The organism is Isoptericola variabilis 225 (assembly GCF_000215105.1).
Taxonomy (GTDB): domain Bacteria; phylum Actinomycetota; class Actinomycetes; order Actinomycetales; family Cellulomonadaceae; genus Isoptericola; species Isoptericola variabilis_A.
On record NC_015588.1, the window covers coordinates 1,582,173 to 1,598,636 of the forward strand.

The following is a 16,464-nucleotide window of genomic DNA, read 5'->3' on the forward strand; positions in this document are numbered from 1 at the left end:
GCCCGACGTGGGAGGATGACCCGCGTGCCTGACCTGATCGACAGCCCGCTCGACCCCGCCGTGGCGGCGCGCCTCAAGCGTGACGACGCCGGCCTCGTCGCCGCGATCGTGCAGCAGCACGACACCGGCGAGGTGCTCATGCTCGGCTGGATGGACGACGAGGCCCTGCACCGCACCCTGACGACCGGCCGCGTCACGTTCTGGAGCCGCTCGCGGCAGGAGTACTGGCGCAAGGGGGACACCTCGGGCCACGTCCAGCACGTGCGGTCGGTCGCGATCGACTGCGACGGCGACGCGCTGCTCGTCAAGGTCGACCAGGTGGGCGCCGCGTGCCACACGGGTGCGCGCACGTGCTTCGAGGCGGGCGGCGAGCTGCCCGCCGTCGTCGAGGAGGACCGGTGACCGCGGACACGTTCAGCCCCGCCCCGACCGCGGACGACCTCGCCTGGGGCGCGACCTGGCCGCGGCTCGAGACGTTCCGCGAGCTCGCGCGCGACCGGCGCGTCATCCCCGTCGTGCGTCGGGTGCTCGCCGACGACGTCACGCCCGTCGGCCTGTACCGGACGCTCGCGCAGGGGCGCCCGGGCACGTTCGTGCTCGAGTCGGCCGAGGCGTCGGGCGTGTGGTCGCGCTGGTCGTTCGTCGGCGTCGCGTCCCGCGCCACGCTGAGCTCCGACGGCGGCCAGGCCGTCTGGACGGGCGACGTCCCGGTCGGCGTGCCGACGTCGGGCGACGTGCTCGACGTCCTCGGCGCGACGCTCGAGGCGCTGCGCACGCCGCCGATCGAGGGTCTGCCGCCGCTCACGGGCGGCATGGCGGGCGCCCTGGGGTGGGACGTCGTGCGGCACTGGGAGCCGACGCTGCCCGCGACCGCGCCCGACGAGCTCGGCGTGCCCGAGCTCACGCTGTGCCTCGCCACGGACCTCGTCGCGGTCGACCACCACACCGGCTCGGTCTGGCTCGTGGCCAACGCGATCAACGCCGACGACACCGACGAGCGCGTCGACGAGGCGCACGCGGACGCCGTCGCGCGGCTCGACGCCCTCGCCGCCCGCCTCGCCGCGCCGGCGCCGGGCGTGCGGACGATCCTGCGCGACGAGGCCGACGTCGTCGTGCCCGAGCTCGAGTTCCGCTCGACGCGCGACGAGTTCGAGGCCGCCGTCCGCGCGGGTCAGGAGGCCATCCGCGACGGCGAGGTCTTCCAGGTCGTGCTGTCCCAGCGGCTCGACCTCGACTGCCCTGCCGACCCGCTCGACGTGTACCGGGCGCTGCGGACGATCAACCCCAGCCCGTACATGTACTACTTCCACCTCACCGACCCGGCCGGCCGCGACTTCGCGGTCGTCGGCTCGAGCCCCGAGACGCTCGTCAAGGTCACCGAGGGCCACGTGACGACGTACCCCATCGCGGGCTCGCGCCCGCGCGGGGCGACGGTCGAGGAGGACGTGGCGCTCGGCGAGGAGCTGCTCGCCGACCCCAAGGAGCGCGCCGAGCACCTCATGCTCGTCGACCTGTCGCGCAACGACCTGGTCAAGGTGTGCGAGCCGACGAGCGTCGAGGTCGTCGAGTTCATGGCCACGCGCCGGTTCAGCCACATCATGCACCTGTGCTCGACCGTCGTGGGACGGCTGCGGCCCGGCGCGACCGCGCTCGACGCGCTGCGCGCGACGTTCCCGGCCGGGACGCTGTCCGGGGCGCCGAAGCCGCGCGCGATCGCCCTCATCGACGAGCTCGAGCCGGCGTCGCGCGGCATCTACGGCGGCACCGTCGGGTACTTCGACCTCGGCGGCAACATGGACATGGCCATCGCCATCCGCACCGCGTTCATCCGCGACGGGCGCGCCTCCGTCCAGGCGGGGGGCGGCATCGTCGCCGACTCGGTCCCGGCGCTCGAGTACGCCGAGTCGCGCAACAAGGCGGCGGCCGCGGTGCGCGCCGTCCAGCTCGCCGCGAGGTTCGGCTCGCTGTGAGCCCCGCGCTGCGCTCACGGTCCCGCGCCGTGTGGCTCCTCGTGGCGCTCGGCGGAGCGGCGCTCGGCACCGCCGTGCCGACGTGGGTCCGCACGAGCGTCTCCACGGCGCTCGAGGCCGACGTCGCGGTCGAGGTCGCGGGCACGACGGCCGCCCCCGCGTCGGCGCGGCCGGGCTCGTCGTGCTCGCGGCGGGCCTCGTGCTCGCGATCGCCGGGCGGGTCGCGCGCTGGCTCGCCCTGGGGGTGACCGCGCTCGCGGGCGTCCTGGTCACCGCGTCGGCCGCGGCCGTGCTCGCCGACCCGGTCCCCGCGACGACCACCGGCACGACCGACGCGACGGGCGTCACCGACCTCGCCTCGCCGGTCGCCCTCACGCCCTGGCCGTGGCTCGCCGCCGCCGTCGGCGTCCTCGTCGTCGTCCGCCGCGGCGCTCGCCGCGCTCGGCGCCCCCACGTGGGGAGCGATCGTGGGGCCGGCACGAGCGTGTCGTCGACGGGCACGGACGCACCTGACGCAGGCCCGGCCGCCGGCGACGGCGCGGGGGGTGACGCACCGGACGCGCACGACGACTGGGACGCGCTGTCGCGCGGCACCGACCCGTCCGCGGACCGATAGGCTGGGACCGCACCACGTCACGAAAGGCAAAGCCACCCATGACCGACAAGTCGAACGCCGAGATCGCCTACCTCCCGCCGGCCGTCCCGCCCACCAACCACGGCCACACGGTCGCGGCCTGGACCGCGATGATCGGGATCATGCTCGGTGCGCTCGTCGCGGCGATCGGCGTCGTCGTCGCGCAGGCCGTGATCTTCTGGGTCGGCATGGGCGTCGTGCTGCTCGCGTGCCTCGCCGGGCTCGTCCTGCGCAACATGGGCTACGGGCAGGCGAAGCCCGGCGTGACCCCGCAGCGCCAGTCCTCCGGCCACCGCCACTGACACCCCCGGGCGGCCGCGCCGTCTCGCACTGCGGAGCCGTGGTCGGTCTCACTCTGAGACGGGCCTACGATGTCAGCACCGACGAGAACGCACCGGCGCCACGGGGAGGTAGAGCATGACGGTCCTGGAGGACATCGTCGCGGGGGTCCGCGAGGACCTCGCCGTGCGCCAGGCGCGCACCTCGCTCGACGAGCTCAAGGAGCGCGCCGCCCGCGTGCCCGGGGCGCTCGAGTGCTGCAGCCGGCTGCTGTCCGAGGACCGCGTCGCCGTGATCGCCGAGGTCAAGCGCTCGAGCCCGAGCAAGGGCGCGCTCGCCCCGATCACGGACCCCGCGGCGCTCGCGGTCGAGTACGCCCAGGGCGGCGCGAGCGCGATCTCCGTCCTCACGGAGGAGCGCCGGTTCCGCGGCAGCCTGGCGGACCTCGACGCCGTGCGCGCCCGGGTCGACGTGCCGGTGCTGCGCAAGGACTTCGTCGTCACCCCGTACCAGGTGTGGGAGGCCCGCGCCCACGGCGCGGACCTCGTCCTGCTCATCGTCGCCGCGCTCGAGCAGACCGTGCTGACGTCGCTCGTCGAGCGCGTGCACTCGCTCGGCATGACGGCGCTCGTCGAGGCCCACACGGTCGAGGAGGTGCACCGCGCGCTCGACGCCGGTGCCCGGATCGTCGGCGTCAACGCGCGCGACCTCAAGACGCTCGAGGTCGACCGCAGCACCTTCGCGCGCCTCGCCCCGCACATCCCCGACGACGTCGTGCGCGTCGCCGAGTCCGGCGTGCGCGGGCCGCACGACGTCATGGAGTACGCGCGCGCCGGCGCGCACGCCGTCCTCGTGGGGGAGGCGCTCGTGACCGACGCCGCGCCCCGGCAGTCCGTGGCGGACCTGGTCGCCGCCGGGCAGCACCCGGCCCTGTGGTCGGTGCGCCCCGCGGCCCAGCCGTGACGTCCCTGCCCGCCCCCGTCCAAGGAGAACCACCCGTGCCCTCGAGCGAGCCCGTGCGCGACGCGCTGACCGAGACCCTGGCGCACCAGGTGCTCGGCCGCCTCGCCGACCAGCCCGGACCGTACTTCGGCGAGTTCGGCGGTCGCTTCGTGCCCGAGGCCCTGATCTCGGCGCTCGACGAGCTCGAGACCGAGTACCGCAAGGCGCTCGGCGACCCCGTCTTCCGCGACGAGCTCGCGCGCCTGCACCGCGAGTACACCGGGCGCCCGTCGCCGCTGACCGAGGTGCCGCGCTTCGCCGAGCACGCGGGCGGCGCTCCGGGCGACGTCCGGATCCTGCTCAAGCGCGAGGACCTCAACCACACGGGCTCGCACAAGATCAACAACGTGCTCGGCCAGGCGCTGCTCGTCAAGCGCATGGGCAAGACGCGCGTCATCGCCGAGACGGGCGCGGGCCAGCACGGCGTCGCGACCGCGACGGCCGCCGCGCTGCTCGGGCTCGAGTGCGTCGTGTACATGGGCGAGGAGGACACGCGCCGACAGGCCCTCAACGTCGCGCGCATGCGCCTGCTCGGAGCCGAGGTCGTGCCCGTGACGATCGGCACGCGCACGCTCAAGGACGCGATCAACGAGGCGCTGCGCGACTGGGTCACCAACGTCGAGACCACGCACTACCTGCTGGGCACCGTCACCGGCCCGCACCCGTTCCCCGAGATGGTGCGCGAGTTCCACCGCATCATCGGCGAGGAGGCGCGCGAGCAGGTGCTCGAGCGCGTCGGCCGGCTGCCCGACGCCGTCGCCGCGTGCGTCGGCGGCGGGTCCAACGCCCTGGGCATCTTCAACGCCTTCCTCGACGACGAGGGCGTGGCCCTCCACGGCTTCGAGGCCGGCGGCGAGGGCGTCGAGACCGGCCGCCACGCGGCCCGCTTCTCCGGCGGCGCGCCCGGCGTGCTGCACGGCGCCCGGTCGTACCTGCTGCAGGACGACGACGGGCAGACGCTGCCGAGCCACTCCGTCTCGGCCGGCCTCGACTACCCGAGCGTCGGGCCCGCGCACGCGTGGCTCCACGACATGGGCCGCGCGACGTACGAGCCGGTGACCGACGACGAGGCCATGGAGGCGTTCCGGCTCCTGTGCCGCACCGAGGGGATCATCCCCGCCATCGAGTCCGCGCACGCGCTCGCCGGCGCGCTGCGCGTCGGGCGCGCGGCGGTCGCCGAGGGCCGGACCGACCTGGTGGTCCTCGTCAACCTCTCGGGCCGCGGGGACAAGGACGTGGCCACGGCCGCGCGCTGGTTCGGGCTGCTCGACGACGTCGGCGGGGACGAGGCCGTCGTCGAGACGGTCACGAGCGAGGAGGGCAACCTGTGAGCGCCCCGGTCACCACGTCGCGGACCGCGACCCGCCTGTCCGAGCTGCGCGACCAGGGTCGCGCCGCGCTCGTCGGCTACCTCCCGGTCGGCTTCCCCGACGTGCCGCGCTCGGTCGAGGCCGCCCTCGCGATGGTCGACGCCGGCGTGGACGTCGTCGAGGTCGGCGTCCCCTACACCGACCCGGTCATGGACGGCCCGGTCATCCAGCGGGCGGCCGAGGCCGCGCTGGAGGGCGGCACCCGCGTGCGCGACGTCCTCACGCTCGTCGAGGCCGTCGCCCGGCACTCGGGCGGCCGCGTGCCCGCCCTCGTGATGAGCTACTGGAACCCCGTGCTGCGCTACGGCGTCGACGCGTTCGCGCGCGACCTCGCCGCGGCGGGCGGTGCCGGGCTCATCACCCCGGACCTCATCCCCGACGAGGCCGGCGAGTGGATCGCGGCCTCCGACGCGCACGGTCTCGACCGCGTCTTCCTCGTCGCGCCGAGCTCGACGACCGAGCGCCTGCGCCTCACCGCCCGCGCGTCGCGCGGCTTCGTGTACGCCGCGTCGACCATGGGCGTCACGGGGGCGCGCGCGAGCGTCGGCTCGCGCGCCGAGCGGCTCGTGGCCGACACGCGCGCGGCCGGCGCGCCGCACGTGTGCGTCGGCCTCGGCGTCTCCACGGGGGACCAGGCCGCCGAGGTCGGGCGCTACGCAGACGGCGTCATCGTCGGGTCGGCGCTCGTGCGCACGCTGCTCGACGACGCCCCGTGGCCGGCCCGCCTCGACGCGCTCCGGCGCCTCACGGGCGAGCTCGCGGACGGCGTCGCGCGCGCCCGCGCCACGACGCCCGAGGCCGTCCCGTGACGGGCGCGCTCGCCACGGCCCTGCCGGGGCTCGCGGCGTCGATCCCGAGCCCGGACCAGCACACCTGGTACCTCGGGCCCGTGCCCGTGCGCGCCTACGCCCTGGCGATCCTCGCGGGCATCGCGGTCGCGATCTGGATCACGGGGCGCCGGTGGGCCGCGCGCGGCGGCGACCCCGACGACGTGCTCGAGATCGCCTTCTGGGCCGTGCCCTTCGGCATCGTCGGCGGCCGGCTCTACCACGTGATCTCGACGCCCGACCCGTACTGGGGCCCCGACGGCGATCCCGTGCGCGCCCTGTACGTCTGGGAGGGCGGCCTGGGCATCTGGGGCGCGGTCGCGCTCGGCGCGGTCGGCGCATGGATCGGCTGCCGGCGCCTCGGCGTGCGGCTGCCCGCGTTCGCCGACGCGCTCGCGCCCGGGCTCCTGGTCGCGCAGGCGGTGGGCCGCCTCGGCAACTGGTTCAACCAGGAGCTGTTCGGCGCGCCCACGACCCTGCCCTGGGGGCTCGAGATCTCGCCCGAGGTCATCGACCACCTCAACCGCACGACCGGCACGTCGTTCGCGGAGGGGACGCTGTTCCACCCGACGTTCCTCTACGAGCTGCTGTGGAACCTCGCCGCGGCCGCCGTTCTCGTGTGGCTCGACCGCCGGTACAGGCTCGGTCATGGGCGGGTATTCTGGGCGTACGTCGCGCTCTACACCCTCGGCAGGGTGTGGATCGAGATGCTCCGCATCGACACCGCCGAGCACGTGCTCGGGCTCCGGCTGAACGTGTGGACGTCGATCGTCGTCGGCCTCGGTGCCCTGGTCGCGTTCTTTCTCGTCGGCCGGCTCCGCCCGGGGCGGGAGGACGGCGTCGAGCTGCCGGGCCGTGAGCGGCCCGCGCAGGCGGAGGACGAGGACGAGGACACCACGAGCACCGGCGACGCCGGTGAGGACGCGCAGGCCGCCGGGCCCGACCCCGGCACGGCAGCCCGCGCCTGAGGCGGCACGGCCCGGGAACCACCCCGGGCGCCGTGCCACCGGACCGATTCCCACACGGGCCGACGACGTCCCGACCACCGAAGGAAGCAGACGCGCCCGCACGCGGGCGCAGGAGGACGGTGTTGATGACCACGCCGCAGCATCGGGTCGCGCGGCCCTCGGCCCAGGGCCTGTACGACCCCGCGGCCGAGCACGACGCGTGCGGTGTCGCGTTCGTCGCGACCCTGCGCGGGACGCCCGGCCGCGACATCGTGGACGCGGGCCTCACGGCGCTGCTCAACCTCGACCACCGCGGCGCCGTGGGCGCCGAGGAGGACAGCGGGGACGGCGCCGGGATCCTCACCCAGATCCCGGACGCGTTCCTGCGCGACGTCATCGACGCGGAGCTCCCGCCCGCGGGCCGCTACGCGATCGGCATGGCGTTCCTCCCGACCGACGTCGCCGAGGCCGACGCGCTCGCGCGCCGGTTCGAGGCCATCGCGGCCGAGGAGAAGCTCGACGTGCTCGCGTGGCGCGACGTGCCCGTGACGGCCGACCTCGTCGGCCCGACCGCGCGCGCCTCGATGCCGCTCTTCCGCCAGGTCGTCGTCGCCGACCCGTCGCGCGAGCTGGCGGGGCTCGACCTCGACCGGCGCGCCTACCGCCTGCGCAAGCGCGCCCAGAACGAGCTCGACCTGTTCCTCGCGTCGCTGTCCGCGCGCACGCTCACCTACAAGGGCATGCTCACGACGGCGCAGCTCGAGCCGTTCTTCCCGGACCTGTCCGACCCGCGGTACGCGTCGGAGATCGCGCTCGTCCACTCGCGGTTCTCGACCAACACGTTCCCGTCGTGGCCGCTCGCGCAGCCGTTCCGCCTCATCGCGCACAACGGCGAGATCAACACCGTGCGCGGCAACCGCAACTGGATGGCCGCCCGCGAGGGCACGCTCGCGAGCGAGGCGCTCGGCGACCTCGGCCCCCTGCTGCCCGTGTGCACCGAGGGCTCGAGCGACTCCGCGAGCTTCGACGAGGTCCTCGAGCTGCTGCACCTCGGCGGCCGCTCGCTGCCGCACGCCGTGCTCATGATGATCCCCGAGGCGTGGGAGAACCACGCCGAGATGGACCCCGCGCGGCGCGCGTTCTACGAGTACCACGCGAACCTCATCGAGCCGTGGGACGGCCCGGCGTGCCTGACGTTCACCGACGGCACGCTCGTGGGCGCGGTGCTCGACCGCAACGGCCTGCGCCCCGGGCGCTACTGGGTCACCGAGGACGGGCTCGTCGTGCTCGCGTCCGAGGCGGGCGTGCTCGACCTCGACCCCGCCACGGTCATCCGCAAGGGCCGGCTCGAGCCGGGCCGCATGTTCCTCGTCGACACCGGCCAGGGCCGGATCGTCGAGGACGACGAGGTCAAGTCGCAGCTCGCCGCCCAGCGCCCGTACGCGCAGTGGGTCGCCGAGCAGTCGATCTCGCTCGACTCGCTGCCCGAGCGCGAGCACGTGGCCCACAGCCCGGCCTCGGTCCAGCGCCGTCAGCGCGCCTTCGGGTACACCACCGAGGAGCTCAAGATCATCCTGTCGCCCATGGCAAACACCGGCGCCGAGCCGCTGGGCGCCATGGGGTCGGACACACCGATCGCGGTGCTCTCCAAGCGCCCCCGGATGCTGTTCGACTACTTCACGCAGATGTTCGCGCAGGTCACCAACCCGCCCCTCGACGCGATCCGCGAGGAGCTCGTCACCTCGATCGGCGGGGCGATCGGTCCCGAGCCGAACTTGCTCGAGGACACCCCGGAGCACGCGCGCAAGGTCGTGCTCCCGTTCCCGGTGCTCGACAACGACCAGCTCGCCAAGATCGTGCGCATCGACCGCGACGAGCGGCTCGAGGGCACCTTCCGCGCCGTCACGGTGCGGGGCCTGTACGAAGTCTCGGGCGGCGGCAAGGCGCTCCAGGAGCGCCTCGAGGAGATCTTCGCGGAGGTCGACCGGCACATCGAGGAGGGCGCGACCCACATCGTGCTCTCGGACCGCGACTCCGACTCCGAGCTCGCGCCGATCCCGTCGCTGCTGCTCACGAGCGCCGTCCACCACCACCTGCTGCGCCGGCACACGCGCACGCGCATCTCGCTCCTGGTCGAGGCCGGCGACGTCCGCGAGGTGCACCACGTCGCGCTGCTCATCGGCTACGGCGCGGCCGCGGTCAACCCGTACCTCGCCATGGAGACGGTCGAGGACCTCGCGCGCCGCGGCTACCTCGACGTCACGCCCGAGCAGGCCGTCGCCAACCTCATCAAGGCGCTCGGCAAGGGCGTGCTCAAGGTCATGAGCAAGATGGGCATCTCGACGATCATGTCGTACCGCGGTGCGCAGATCTTCGAGGCCGTCGGCCTGTCCCACGACCTCGTCGAGGACTACTTCACCGGGACCACGAGCCGCCTGGGCGGCATCGGGCTCGACGTCATCGCCGCCGAGGTCGCGGCCCGCCACGCCGAGGCGTACCCGGCGTCGGGCAACCACAAGCCGCACCAGCGCCTGACCACGGGCGGCGAGTACCAGTGGCGCCGCGACGGCGAGGAGCATCTCTTCGACCCGGAGACGGTCTTCCGCCTGCAGCACTCGACGCGCACCGGGCGGATGGACATCTTCCGCCAGTACACGCGCCGCGTCGACGAGCAGTCGCAGCGCCTCATGACGCTGCGCGGCCTGCTGCGCTTCAACCCTGACCGCGAGCCGGTGCCGATCGACGAGGTCGAGCCGGTCAGCGAGATCGTCAAGCGGTTCAACACCGGCGCGATGTCGTACGGCTCGATCTCGGCCGAGGCGCACGAGACGCTCGCGATCGCGATGAACCGCCTCGGCGGCCGCTCGAACACGGGCGAGGGCGGCGAGGACCCCGACCGCCTCTACGACCCCGAGCGGCGCTCGCGCGTCAAGCAGATCGCCTCGGGCCGCTTCGGCGTGACGAGCGAGTACCTGACCAACGCGGACGACATCCAGATCAAGCTCGCCCAGGGCGCCAAGCCGGGCGAGGGCGGTCAGCTGCCGGGGCCCAAGGTCTACCCGTGGGTCGCGCGCACGCGGCACTCGACGCCCGGCGTCGGGCTCATCTCGCCGCCGCCGCACCACGACATCTACTCGATCGAGGACCTGGCGCAGCTCATCCACGACGCCAAGAACGCCAACCCGGACGCGCGCATCCACGTCAAGCTCGTCTCCGAGTTCGGCGTCGGCACGGTGGCCACGGGCGTGTCCAAGGCGCACGCGGACGTCGTCCTCATCTCGGGTCACGACGGCGGCACGGGCGCGAGCCCGCTGACGTCACTCAAGCACGCGGGCACGCCGTGGGAGATCGGCCTCGCCGAGACCCAGCAGACGCTCGTGCTCAACAACCTGCGCGACCGCATCGTCGTCCAGGTCGACGGCCAGATGAAGACGGGCCGCGACGTCGTCGTGGCCGCGCTGCTGGGCGCCGAGGAGTTCGGGTTCGCGACGGCCCCCATGGTCGTCTCGGGCTGCGTCATGATGCGCGTGTGCCATCTCGACACGTGCCCGGTGGGCGTCGCGACGCAGAATCCGGAGCTGCGCAAGCGGTTCACGGGCAAGCCCGAGTTCGTCGTGAACTTCTTCGAGTTCATCGCGCAGGAGGTGCGCGAGCACCTCGCCTCGCTCGGCTTCCGCTCGATCGAGGAGGCCGTCGGCCAGGTCCAGGCGCTCGACACGCGCAAGGCGATCGACCACTGGAAGGCCCAGGGCCTCGACCTCGGTCCCGTCCTCGCCCGGCCCGAGACGCCGGCCGGCACGGCGCTGCACTGCACGAAGGCGCAGGACCACGGCCTCGACAAGGCGCTGGACAAGCAGCTCGTCGAGCTGGCGCGGCCCGCGCTCGAGGACGCGCTGCCGGTGAAGATCGAGCTGCCGGTGCGCAACGTCAACCGCACCGTCGGCACGATGCTCGGCCACGAGGTCACCAAGCGGTACCGCGGCGCGGGCCTGCCCGACGACACGATCGACGTGACCCTCACCGGGTCCGCGGGTCAGTCGCTCGGCGCGTTCCTGCCGCGCGGCGTGACGCTGCGGCTCTTCGGCGACGCGAACGACTACGTCGGCAAGGGGCTGTCGGGCGGCCGGATCGTCGCGCGCCCCGACAAGGCCGCGGTGCTCGAGGGCGCCGCCAACGTCGTGGCGGGCAACGTCATCGGCTACGGCGCGACGTCGGGCGAGATCCTCCTGCGCGGGCGCGTGGGGGAGCGGTTCGGCGTGCGCAACTCGGGTGCGACGCTCGTCGTCGAGGGCGTGGGCGACCACGCCTGCGAGTACATGACGGGCGGCACCGTGCTCGTGCTCGGGCCCACCGGCCGCAACTTCGGCGCGGGCATGTCGGGCGGCGTCGCGTACGTGCTCGACCTGCGCGCCGCCGCGATGAACACCCAGGCGGTTGCGAGCGGCGAGCTCGTCGTCGGGCCGCTCGAGGACGGCGACTGGGAGCAGGTGCGCGCGCTCATGGAGCGGCACCAGGCCGAGACCGGTTCGCCCGTGGCGGCCGAGCTGCTGGCCGACCCGCAGGCGCGCGAGCGGTTCTCGCGCGTCCTGCCCGTGGGCTGGGCCCGCGTGCGCACCGCGCTCGCGGAGGCCGAGGCGGCAGGCACGCCGCTCGGCGAGGGCGACGACTTCGACCCGTCGCTGTGGGAGCAGATCATGGAGGTGGCGCGTGGCTGACCCGCGCGGGTTCCTGAAGGTGCGGCACCGCGAGCTGCCGCCCAACCGTCCGGTGCCGGTCCGCCTGCGCGACTGGAAGGACGTCCGCGCCCACCTCGAGGAGGGTCAGCCGTTCCTCAAGGAGCAGGCGGGACGCTGCATGGACTGCGGCATCCCGTTCTGCCACCAGGGCTGCCCGCTCGGGAACCTCATCCCGGAGTGGAACGACCTGGTGTGGCGCGACCAGTGGGCCGACGCCATCGAGCGGCTCCACGCGACCAACAACTTCCCGGAGTTCACGGGGCGCGTGTGCCCGGCGCCGTGCGAGACGAGCTGCGTGCTGGGCATCAACCAGCCCGCGGTGACGATCAAGAACGTCGAGGTCTCGATCATCGACGAGGCGTTCGCGCGCGGTCTGGTGACCCCGCAGGTGCCGCAGCGCCTCACGGGCTCGACGGTCGCGGTCGTCGGCTCGGGGCCGGCGGGCCTCGCGGCGGCGCAGCAGCTCACGCGCGCCGGCCACACCGTCGTCGTGTACGAGCGCGACGACGCCGTGGGCGGCCTGCTGCGGTACGGCATCCCGGACTTCAAGCTCGAGAAGCACCACATCGACCGCCGTCTGGCGCAGATGGAGGCCGAGGGCACCCGCTTCCGCCCTGGCGTGGAGATCGGCCGGGACATCACGTGGGACGCGCTGCGCCGCCGGTTCGACGCGGTCGTGGTCGCCACGGGCGCCACGGTCCCGCGCGACCTCGCGCTGCCCGGCCGCGACCTCGGCGGCATCCACTTCGCGATGGACTTCCTGGTCCCCGCGAACAAGGTGGTCGCCGGCCGCCCGGTCCCTGACGACGTCCCGCACGCGGCGGGCAAGCACGTGGTCGTCATCGGCGGCGGCGACACCGGCTCCGACTGCGTCGGCACCTCGCTGCGCCAGGGCGCGGCGTCGGTCACGACGCTCGCGATCGGCAAGAAGCCGCCGCTCGAGCGGCCCGAGAACCAGCCGTGGCCGACCGACCCGATCCTCTTCGAGGTCTCGACCTCGCACGAGGAGGGCGGCGAGCGCATCTACCTCGCGTCGACCGTGGCGTTCCTCGGCGACGACGAGGGCAACGTCCGCGCGCTGCGCGTGGCGGAGACCGAGTACCTTCCCGACGGGCGCCGCGCGCCCCGGCCGGGCACCGAGCGGGAGATCCCGGCGGACCTCGTGCTGATCGCGATGGGCTTCACGGGCCCGGAGACGGACGAGCTGGTGGCCCAGACCGGTGCGGAGACGACGGGCCGCGGGCTCGTGCGCCGCGGCGACGACTACGCGTCGAGCGTCCCGGGCGTCTTCGTGACCGGCGACGCCGGTCGCGGGCAGTCGCTCATCGTGTGGGCGATCGCCGAGGGCCGCGCCACCGCGGCCGCCGTCGACGCTTACCTGCAGGGCAGCACCGAGCTGCCCGCCCCGGTGGGCCCCCGCACGGTCGCCCTGAGAGTATGAGCACGACCCCGGGCGCCAGGCCGGCGTCCGGGACTCACCCCGGCCACGCCCGGGGATGTATCACGACGAGGCTGGAGACATGCGCAGAGCGAAGATCGTTTGCACCATCGGACCCGCGACGGCGTCCTCGGAGAAGCTCCGGGAGCTGGTCGACGCGGGCATGGACGTGGCCCGCATCAACCGGAGCCACGGTGAGCAGGCGGAGCACGAGGCCGTCTACCACGGGGTGCGGAAGGCGGCGGATGACGCCGGGCGCAACGTCGCCGTCCTCGTCGACCTCCAGGGCCCCAAGATCCGCCTGGGCCGCTTCGCGAACGACGAGAAGCACGTCCTGAACGAGGGCGACACGTTCACGATCACGACCGAGGACGTCGTCGGCACCCGCGAGCTCGTCTCGACGACGCACAAGGGCCTGCCCGACGACGCGCGCGTCGGCGACCCGATCCTCATCGACGACGGCAAGGTCCGCGTGCGCGTCACGGCCGTCGACGGCCCGCGCGTCGTGACGACCGTCGAGGTGCCCGGCCCGGTCTCGAACAACAAGGGCCTCAACCTGCCCGGCGTCGCCGTGTCGGTGCCCGCGCTGAGCGACAAGGACACCGACGACCTGCGGTGGGCGCTGCGCCTGGGGGCCGACCTCATCGCGCTGTCGTTCGTGCGCTCCGCGAAGGACTACGAGGACGTCGCGAAGATCATGGCGGAGGAGGGCCGCACGGTCCCGGTCATCGCCAAGATCGAGAAGCCGCAGGCCGTCGAGAACCTCGAGGAGGTCGTGGCGGCGTTCGACGGCTTCATGGTCGCGCGCGGCGACCTCGCCGTCGAGATGCCGCTCGAGCAGGTCCCGCTCGTGCAGAAGCGCATCGTCGAGCTGGCGCGCCGCAACGCCAAGCCCGTCATCGTGGCGACCCAGGTCCTGGAGTCGATGACGACCAACCCGCGCCCCACCCGTGCCGAGGCGTCGGACTGCGCCAACGCGGTGCTCGACGGCGCGGACGCGGTCATGCTCTCGGGCGAGACGAGCGTCGGCAACTACCCGATCCTCACGGTCCAGACCATGGCCCGCATCATCGAGGCGACCGAGGAGATGGGCCGCGAGCGCATCGCCCCGCTCGGCTCCACGCCGCACACGCGCGGCGGCATCATCACCCGCGCAGCCGCCGAGATCGGCGACTCGCTCGGCGTGAAGTACCTCGTGACGTTCACGCAGTCGGGCGACTCGGCCAAGCGCATGTCGCGCCTGCGCTCGGGCATCCCGCTGCTCGCGTTCACGCCCGAGGAGAGCGTGCGCCACGTGCTCGCGCTGACCTGGGGCACCACGACGTACCAGGTGCCCAAGGTCGACAGCGTGGACGCCATGGTCGGCCAGGTCGACTCGACGCTGCAGGCCAACGGCCTGGCCGAGCCCGGCGACCACGTCGTGATCGTCTCGGGCGCGCCCGTGGGCGTGCCGGGCACGACGAACTCGATCCTCGTGCACCAGGTCGGCAGCTCGGACCTCCACACGATCACGCATTGACCCTCGCTCGCTGAGCAGAGCGAAGGCCCGGTCCGCGTCGCGGACCGGGCCTTCGTCGTGCGTGCCCCGGGTGGGATTCGAACCCACACTGGATCGGGTTTGAGCCGATTGCCTCTGCCGGTTGGGCTACCGGGGCGGGGCCGCGCCCATCGAACCACACCGCCGCCGCGGGCCCCAACCCGCTGCGCCCTGGTGCGCAGGTCACACGTCGGAAACCGCGACGGAGCAGCCGCGACACCCCCGCGAGGACTAGGATGTGTCGCGTGACCGACGAGACCAACGCCCAGTCCGAGGCAAAGCTGCCGCTCGACCTGCCGCCCATGATCGACCAGGAGCCGGAGCCCGAGAAGCCCGCGCCTGCTCGGCCCGCGCGTCGGGCCGTGGTCGCGGAGGACGAGGCCCTCATCCGCATGGACGTCGTGGAGACGCTGCGCGAGGCCGGGTTCGACGTCGTCGGCGAGGCCGGCGACGGCGAGACGGCCGTCCGTCTCGCGACCGAGCTCAAGCCCGACGTCGTGGTCATGGACGTCAAGATGCCCGAGCTGGACGGCATCTCGGCGGCCGAGCGCATCGGCAAGGCGCACGCCGCGCCGGTCGTGCTGCTCACGGCGTTCTCCCAGACCGAGCTCGTCGAGCGTGCGCGCGACGCCGGCGCGATGGCGTACGTCGTCAAGCCGTTCACGCCGGCGGACCTGCTGCCCGCGGTCGAGATCGCGATCTCGCGCTACCAGCAGATCGGCGCGCTCGAGTCGGAGGTCGCGGACCTGCAGGAGCGCTTCGAGACCCGCAAGCGCGTCGATCGCGCCAAGGGTCTGCTCATGACGAAGATGGGTCTGAGCGAGCCGGAGGCCTTCCGCTGGATCCAGAAGACGTCGATGGACCGGCGCCTGACCATGCGCGAGGTCGCCGACGCGGTGATCGAGCAGGTCGGCGGAGCCTGACGGACGTTGTGCGGCTCCCTGCGACGGGCTATCGTCGCAGGGAGCCGTGATCTTTCCGTAATCTTGGTGCCCGCCGTGGCGGGGGAGACGACGAGGAGGGTTTCGATGCGCGCAGCGGTCGAGGTCCGGCCCGCAGTTCCGGACGACCTCTCCGCGGTCGCCGACCTGGCGGTCGCAGCCTGCGAGGAGTCCCCCTACGGTCCTCAGACGGCCCCGGCCGACCCCGAGCGGCTCCGCGAGCACCTCAGCGTCTTCGTCGCCGCCGGGGGCCACGTGCTCGTCGCGGTGCACGACGGCGCGGTGTGCGGCCTCCTGCTCGCGCGGGTGCTGTCCCCGCACCTGTTCTCGACCGAGCCCAGCCTGTACGTCGACGCGATCTACGTCGCGGCCGACGTGCGGCGTCACGGCGTGGGCCACGCCCTCGTGGGCGGCGCCGTCGGGCTCGCGACCGAGGCGTGCGCGCCGAGCGTCTACTGCGCCCCGTCGCCGGGAGCGCGCGGGATGCAGCGGTTCCTCGCGTGCCTCGGCTTCGCACCGGCCGCCGGCCACCGGGTGGTGAGCACCGCGACGCTGCAGCGCCGCCTCGCGAGCGACGTCCCGGCGTCGCGCCCCGACGTCCGCCGCGAGCCGCGGCGCGACTCGCGGCGCCAGTCGACCCGGGCGGCGATCGAGGACCTCATCGCGCGGCGCCGCCGCGCCCGCGCGGCCGGCCTGCCGAGCGGCCCGCTCGACCTGCGCGCCCTGCAGGCGCGGTACGGCTCCGAACGCGACGACGCGACGTCGGAATCGGTGCCGTCCTGA

At 73.8% G+C, this 16,464-nt stretch carries 13 protein-coding genes and 1 tRNA gene; 13 read left to right on the top strand and 1 reads right to left on the bottom strand.

Translation table 11 applies throughout. From position 1 onward, the window contains the following. Positions 1 to 15: 15 nt before the first annotated feature. From hisI to pyk, 11 genes are all read left to right on the top strand, one after another. Complete coding sequence (hisI, locus tag ISOVA_RS07335) at positions 16 to 402, top strand: phosphoribosyl-AMP cyclohydrolase (RefSeq protein WP_041294807.1); 387 nt, start codon at positions 16 to 18, stop codon at positions 400 to 402. Continuing rightward, a complete protein-coding gene (locus ISOVA_RS07340) occupies positions 399 to 1,970 on the top strand; it encodes an anthranilate synthase component I (RefSeq protein ID WP_013838611.1) in 1,572 nt (523 codons plus the stop codon). The genes hisI and ISOVA_RS07340 overlap by 4 nt, the downstream gene beginning before the upstream one ends. A gap of 82 nt (positions 1,971 to 2,052) precedes the next feature. After that, positions 2,053 to 2,586: a Trp biosynthesis-associated membrane protein gene (locus ISOVA_RS07345; protein ID WP_186004579.1), complete on the top strand. Its 534-nt coding sequence runs from the start codon at positions 2,053 to 2,055 to the stop codon at positions 2,584 to 2,586. Positions 2,587 to 2,624: 38 nt separating this feature from the next. Continuing rightward, positions 2,625 to 2,906: an HGxxPAAW family protein gene (locus ISOVA_RS07350; protein ID WP_013838612.1), complete on the top strand. Its 282-nt coding sequence runs from the start codon at positions 2,625 to 2,627 to the stop codon at positions 2,904 to 2,906. 115 nt (positions 2,907 to 3,021) lie between these two features. Next, entirely contained in the window at positions 3,022 to 3,846 is an 825-nt protein-coding gene (gene trpC / locus ISOVA_RS07355; RefSeq protein ID WP_013838613.1) for an indole-3-glycerol phosphate synthase TrpC, read from the top strand. Positions 3,847 to 3,899: 53 nt separating this feature from the next. Continuing rightward, positions 3,900 to 5,216: a tryptophan synthase subunit beta gene (trpB, locus tag ISOVA_RS07360; RefSeq protein ID WP_391540506.1), complete on the top strand. Its 1,317-nt coding sequence runs from the start codon at positions 3,900 to 3,902 to the stop codon at positions 5,214 to 5,216. After that, positions 5,213 to 6,064, top strand: a complete 852-nt coding sequence (gene trpA, locus ISOVA_RS07365) for a tryptophan synthase subunit alpha (RefSeq protein ID WP_013838615.1) — start codon at positions 5,213 to 5,215, stop codon at positions 6,062 to 6,064. The genes trpB and trpA overlap by 4 nt, the downstream gene beginning before the upstream one ends. Further along, positions 6,061 to 7,050 carry a prolipoprotein diacylglyceryl transferase gene (gene lgt / locus ISOVA_RS07370; protein ID WP_013838616.1) on the top strand — a complete coding sequence of 330 codons (990 nt, stop codon included), beginning with the start codon at positions 6,061 to 6,063 and terminating at the stop codon, positions 7,048 to 7,050. Before trpA ends, lgt begins: the two co-directional genes overlap by 4 nt. A 125-nt stretch (positions 7,051 to 7,175) precedes the next feature. Then, on the top strand, positions 7,176 to 11,744 hold the full coding sequence (gene gltB / locus ISOVA_RS07375) for a glutamate synthase large subunit (RefSeq protein WP_013838617.1): 4,569 nt from the start codon (positions 7,176 to 7,178) through the stop codon (positions 11,742 to 11,744). After that, on the top strand, positions 11,737 to 13,206 hold the full coding sequence (locus ISOVA_RS07380) for a glutamate synthase subunit beta (RefSeq protein WP_013838618.1): 1,470 nt from the start codon (positions 11,737 to 11,739) through the stop codon (positions 13,204 to 13,206). The genes gltB and ISOVA_RS07380 overlap by 8 nt, the downstream gene beginning before the upstream one ends. A 79-nt stretch (positions 13,207 to 13,285) precedes the next feature. After that, positions 13,286 to 14,722, top strand: a complete 1,437-nt coding sequence (gene pyk, locus ISOVA_RS07385; RefSeq protein ID WP_013838619.1) for a pyruvate kinase — start codon at positions 13,286 to 13,288, stop codon at positions 14,720 to 14,722. A gap of 62 nt (positions 14,723 to 14,784) precedes the next feature. Here the strand turns inward: pyk and ISOVA_RS07390 are convergent. After that, positions 14,785 to 14,858 (bottom strand) — tRNA-Leu (locus ISOVA_RS07390). A gap of 118 nt (positions 14,859 to 14,976) precedes the next feature. On the opposite strand from ISOVA_RS07390, the gene ISOVA_RS07395 reads away from it, so the two are divergent. Both ISOVA_RS07395 and ISOVA_RS07400 read left to right on the top strand, forming a co-directional pair. Beyond that, positions 14,977 to 15,663, top strand: coding sequence for an ANTAR domain-containing response regulator (locus ISOVA_RS07395; RefSeq protein ID WP_013838620.1), 687 nt, complete (start codon positions 14,977 to 14,979; stop codon positions 15,661 to 15,663). 105 nt (positions 15,664 to 15,768) lie between these two features. Then, positions 15,769 to 16,464, top strand: coding sequence for a GNAT family N-acetyltransferase (locus tag ISOVA_RS07400; RefSeq protein ID WP_013838621.1), 696 nt, complete (start codon positions 15,769 to 15,771; stop codon positions 16,462 to 16,464).

Bases quoted from the DNA above. Each gene is read 5' to 3' on its own strand.
- ISOVA_RS07395 (WP_013838620.1), top strand. From the start codon at position 14,977: ATGTGTCGCGTGACCGACGAGACCAACGCCCAGTCCGAGGCAAAGCTG.
- ISOVA_RS07350 (WP_013838612.1), top strand. From the start codon at position 2,625: ATGACCGACAAGTCGAACGCCGAGATCGCCTACCTCCCGCCGGCCGTC.
- trpC (WP_013838613.1), top strand. From the start codon at position 3,022: ATGACGGTCCTGGAGGACATCGTCGCGGGGGTCCGCGAGGACCTCGCC.
- ISOVA_RS07400 (WP_013838621.1), top strand. From the start codon at position 15,769: ATGCGCGCAGCGGTCGAGGTCCGGCCCGCAGTTCCGGACGACCTCTCC.
- hisI (WP_041294807.1), top strand. From the start codon at position 16: ATGACCCGCGTGCCTGACCTGATCGACAGCCCGCTCGACCCCGCCGTG.
- pyk (WP_013838619.1), top strand. From the start codon at position 13,286: ATGCGCAGAGCGAAGATCGTTTGCACCATCGGACCCGCGACGGCGTCC.
- gltB (WP_013838617.1), top strand. From the start codon at position 7,176: ATGACCACGCCGCAGCATCGGGTCGCGCGGCCCTCGGCCCAGGGCCTG.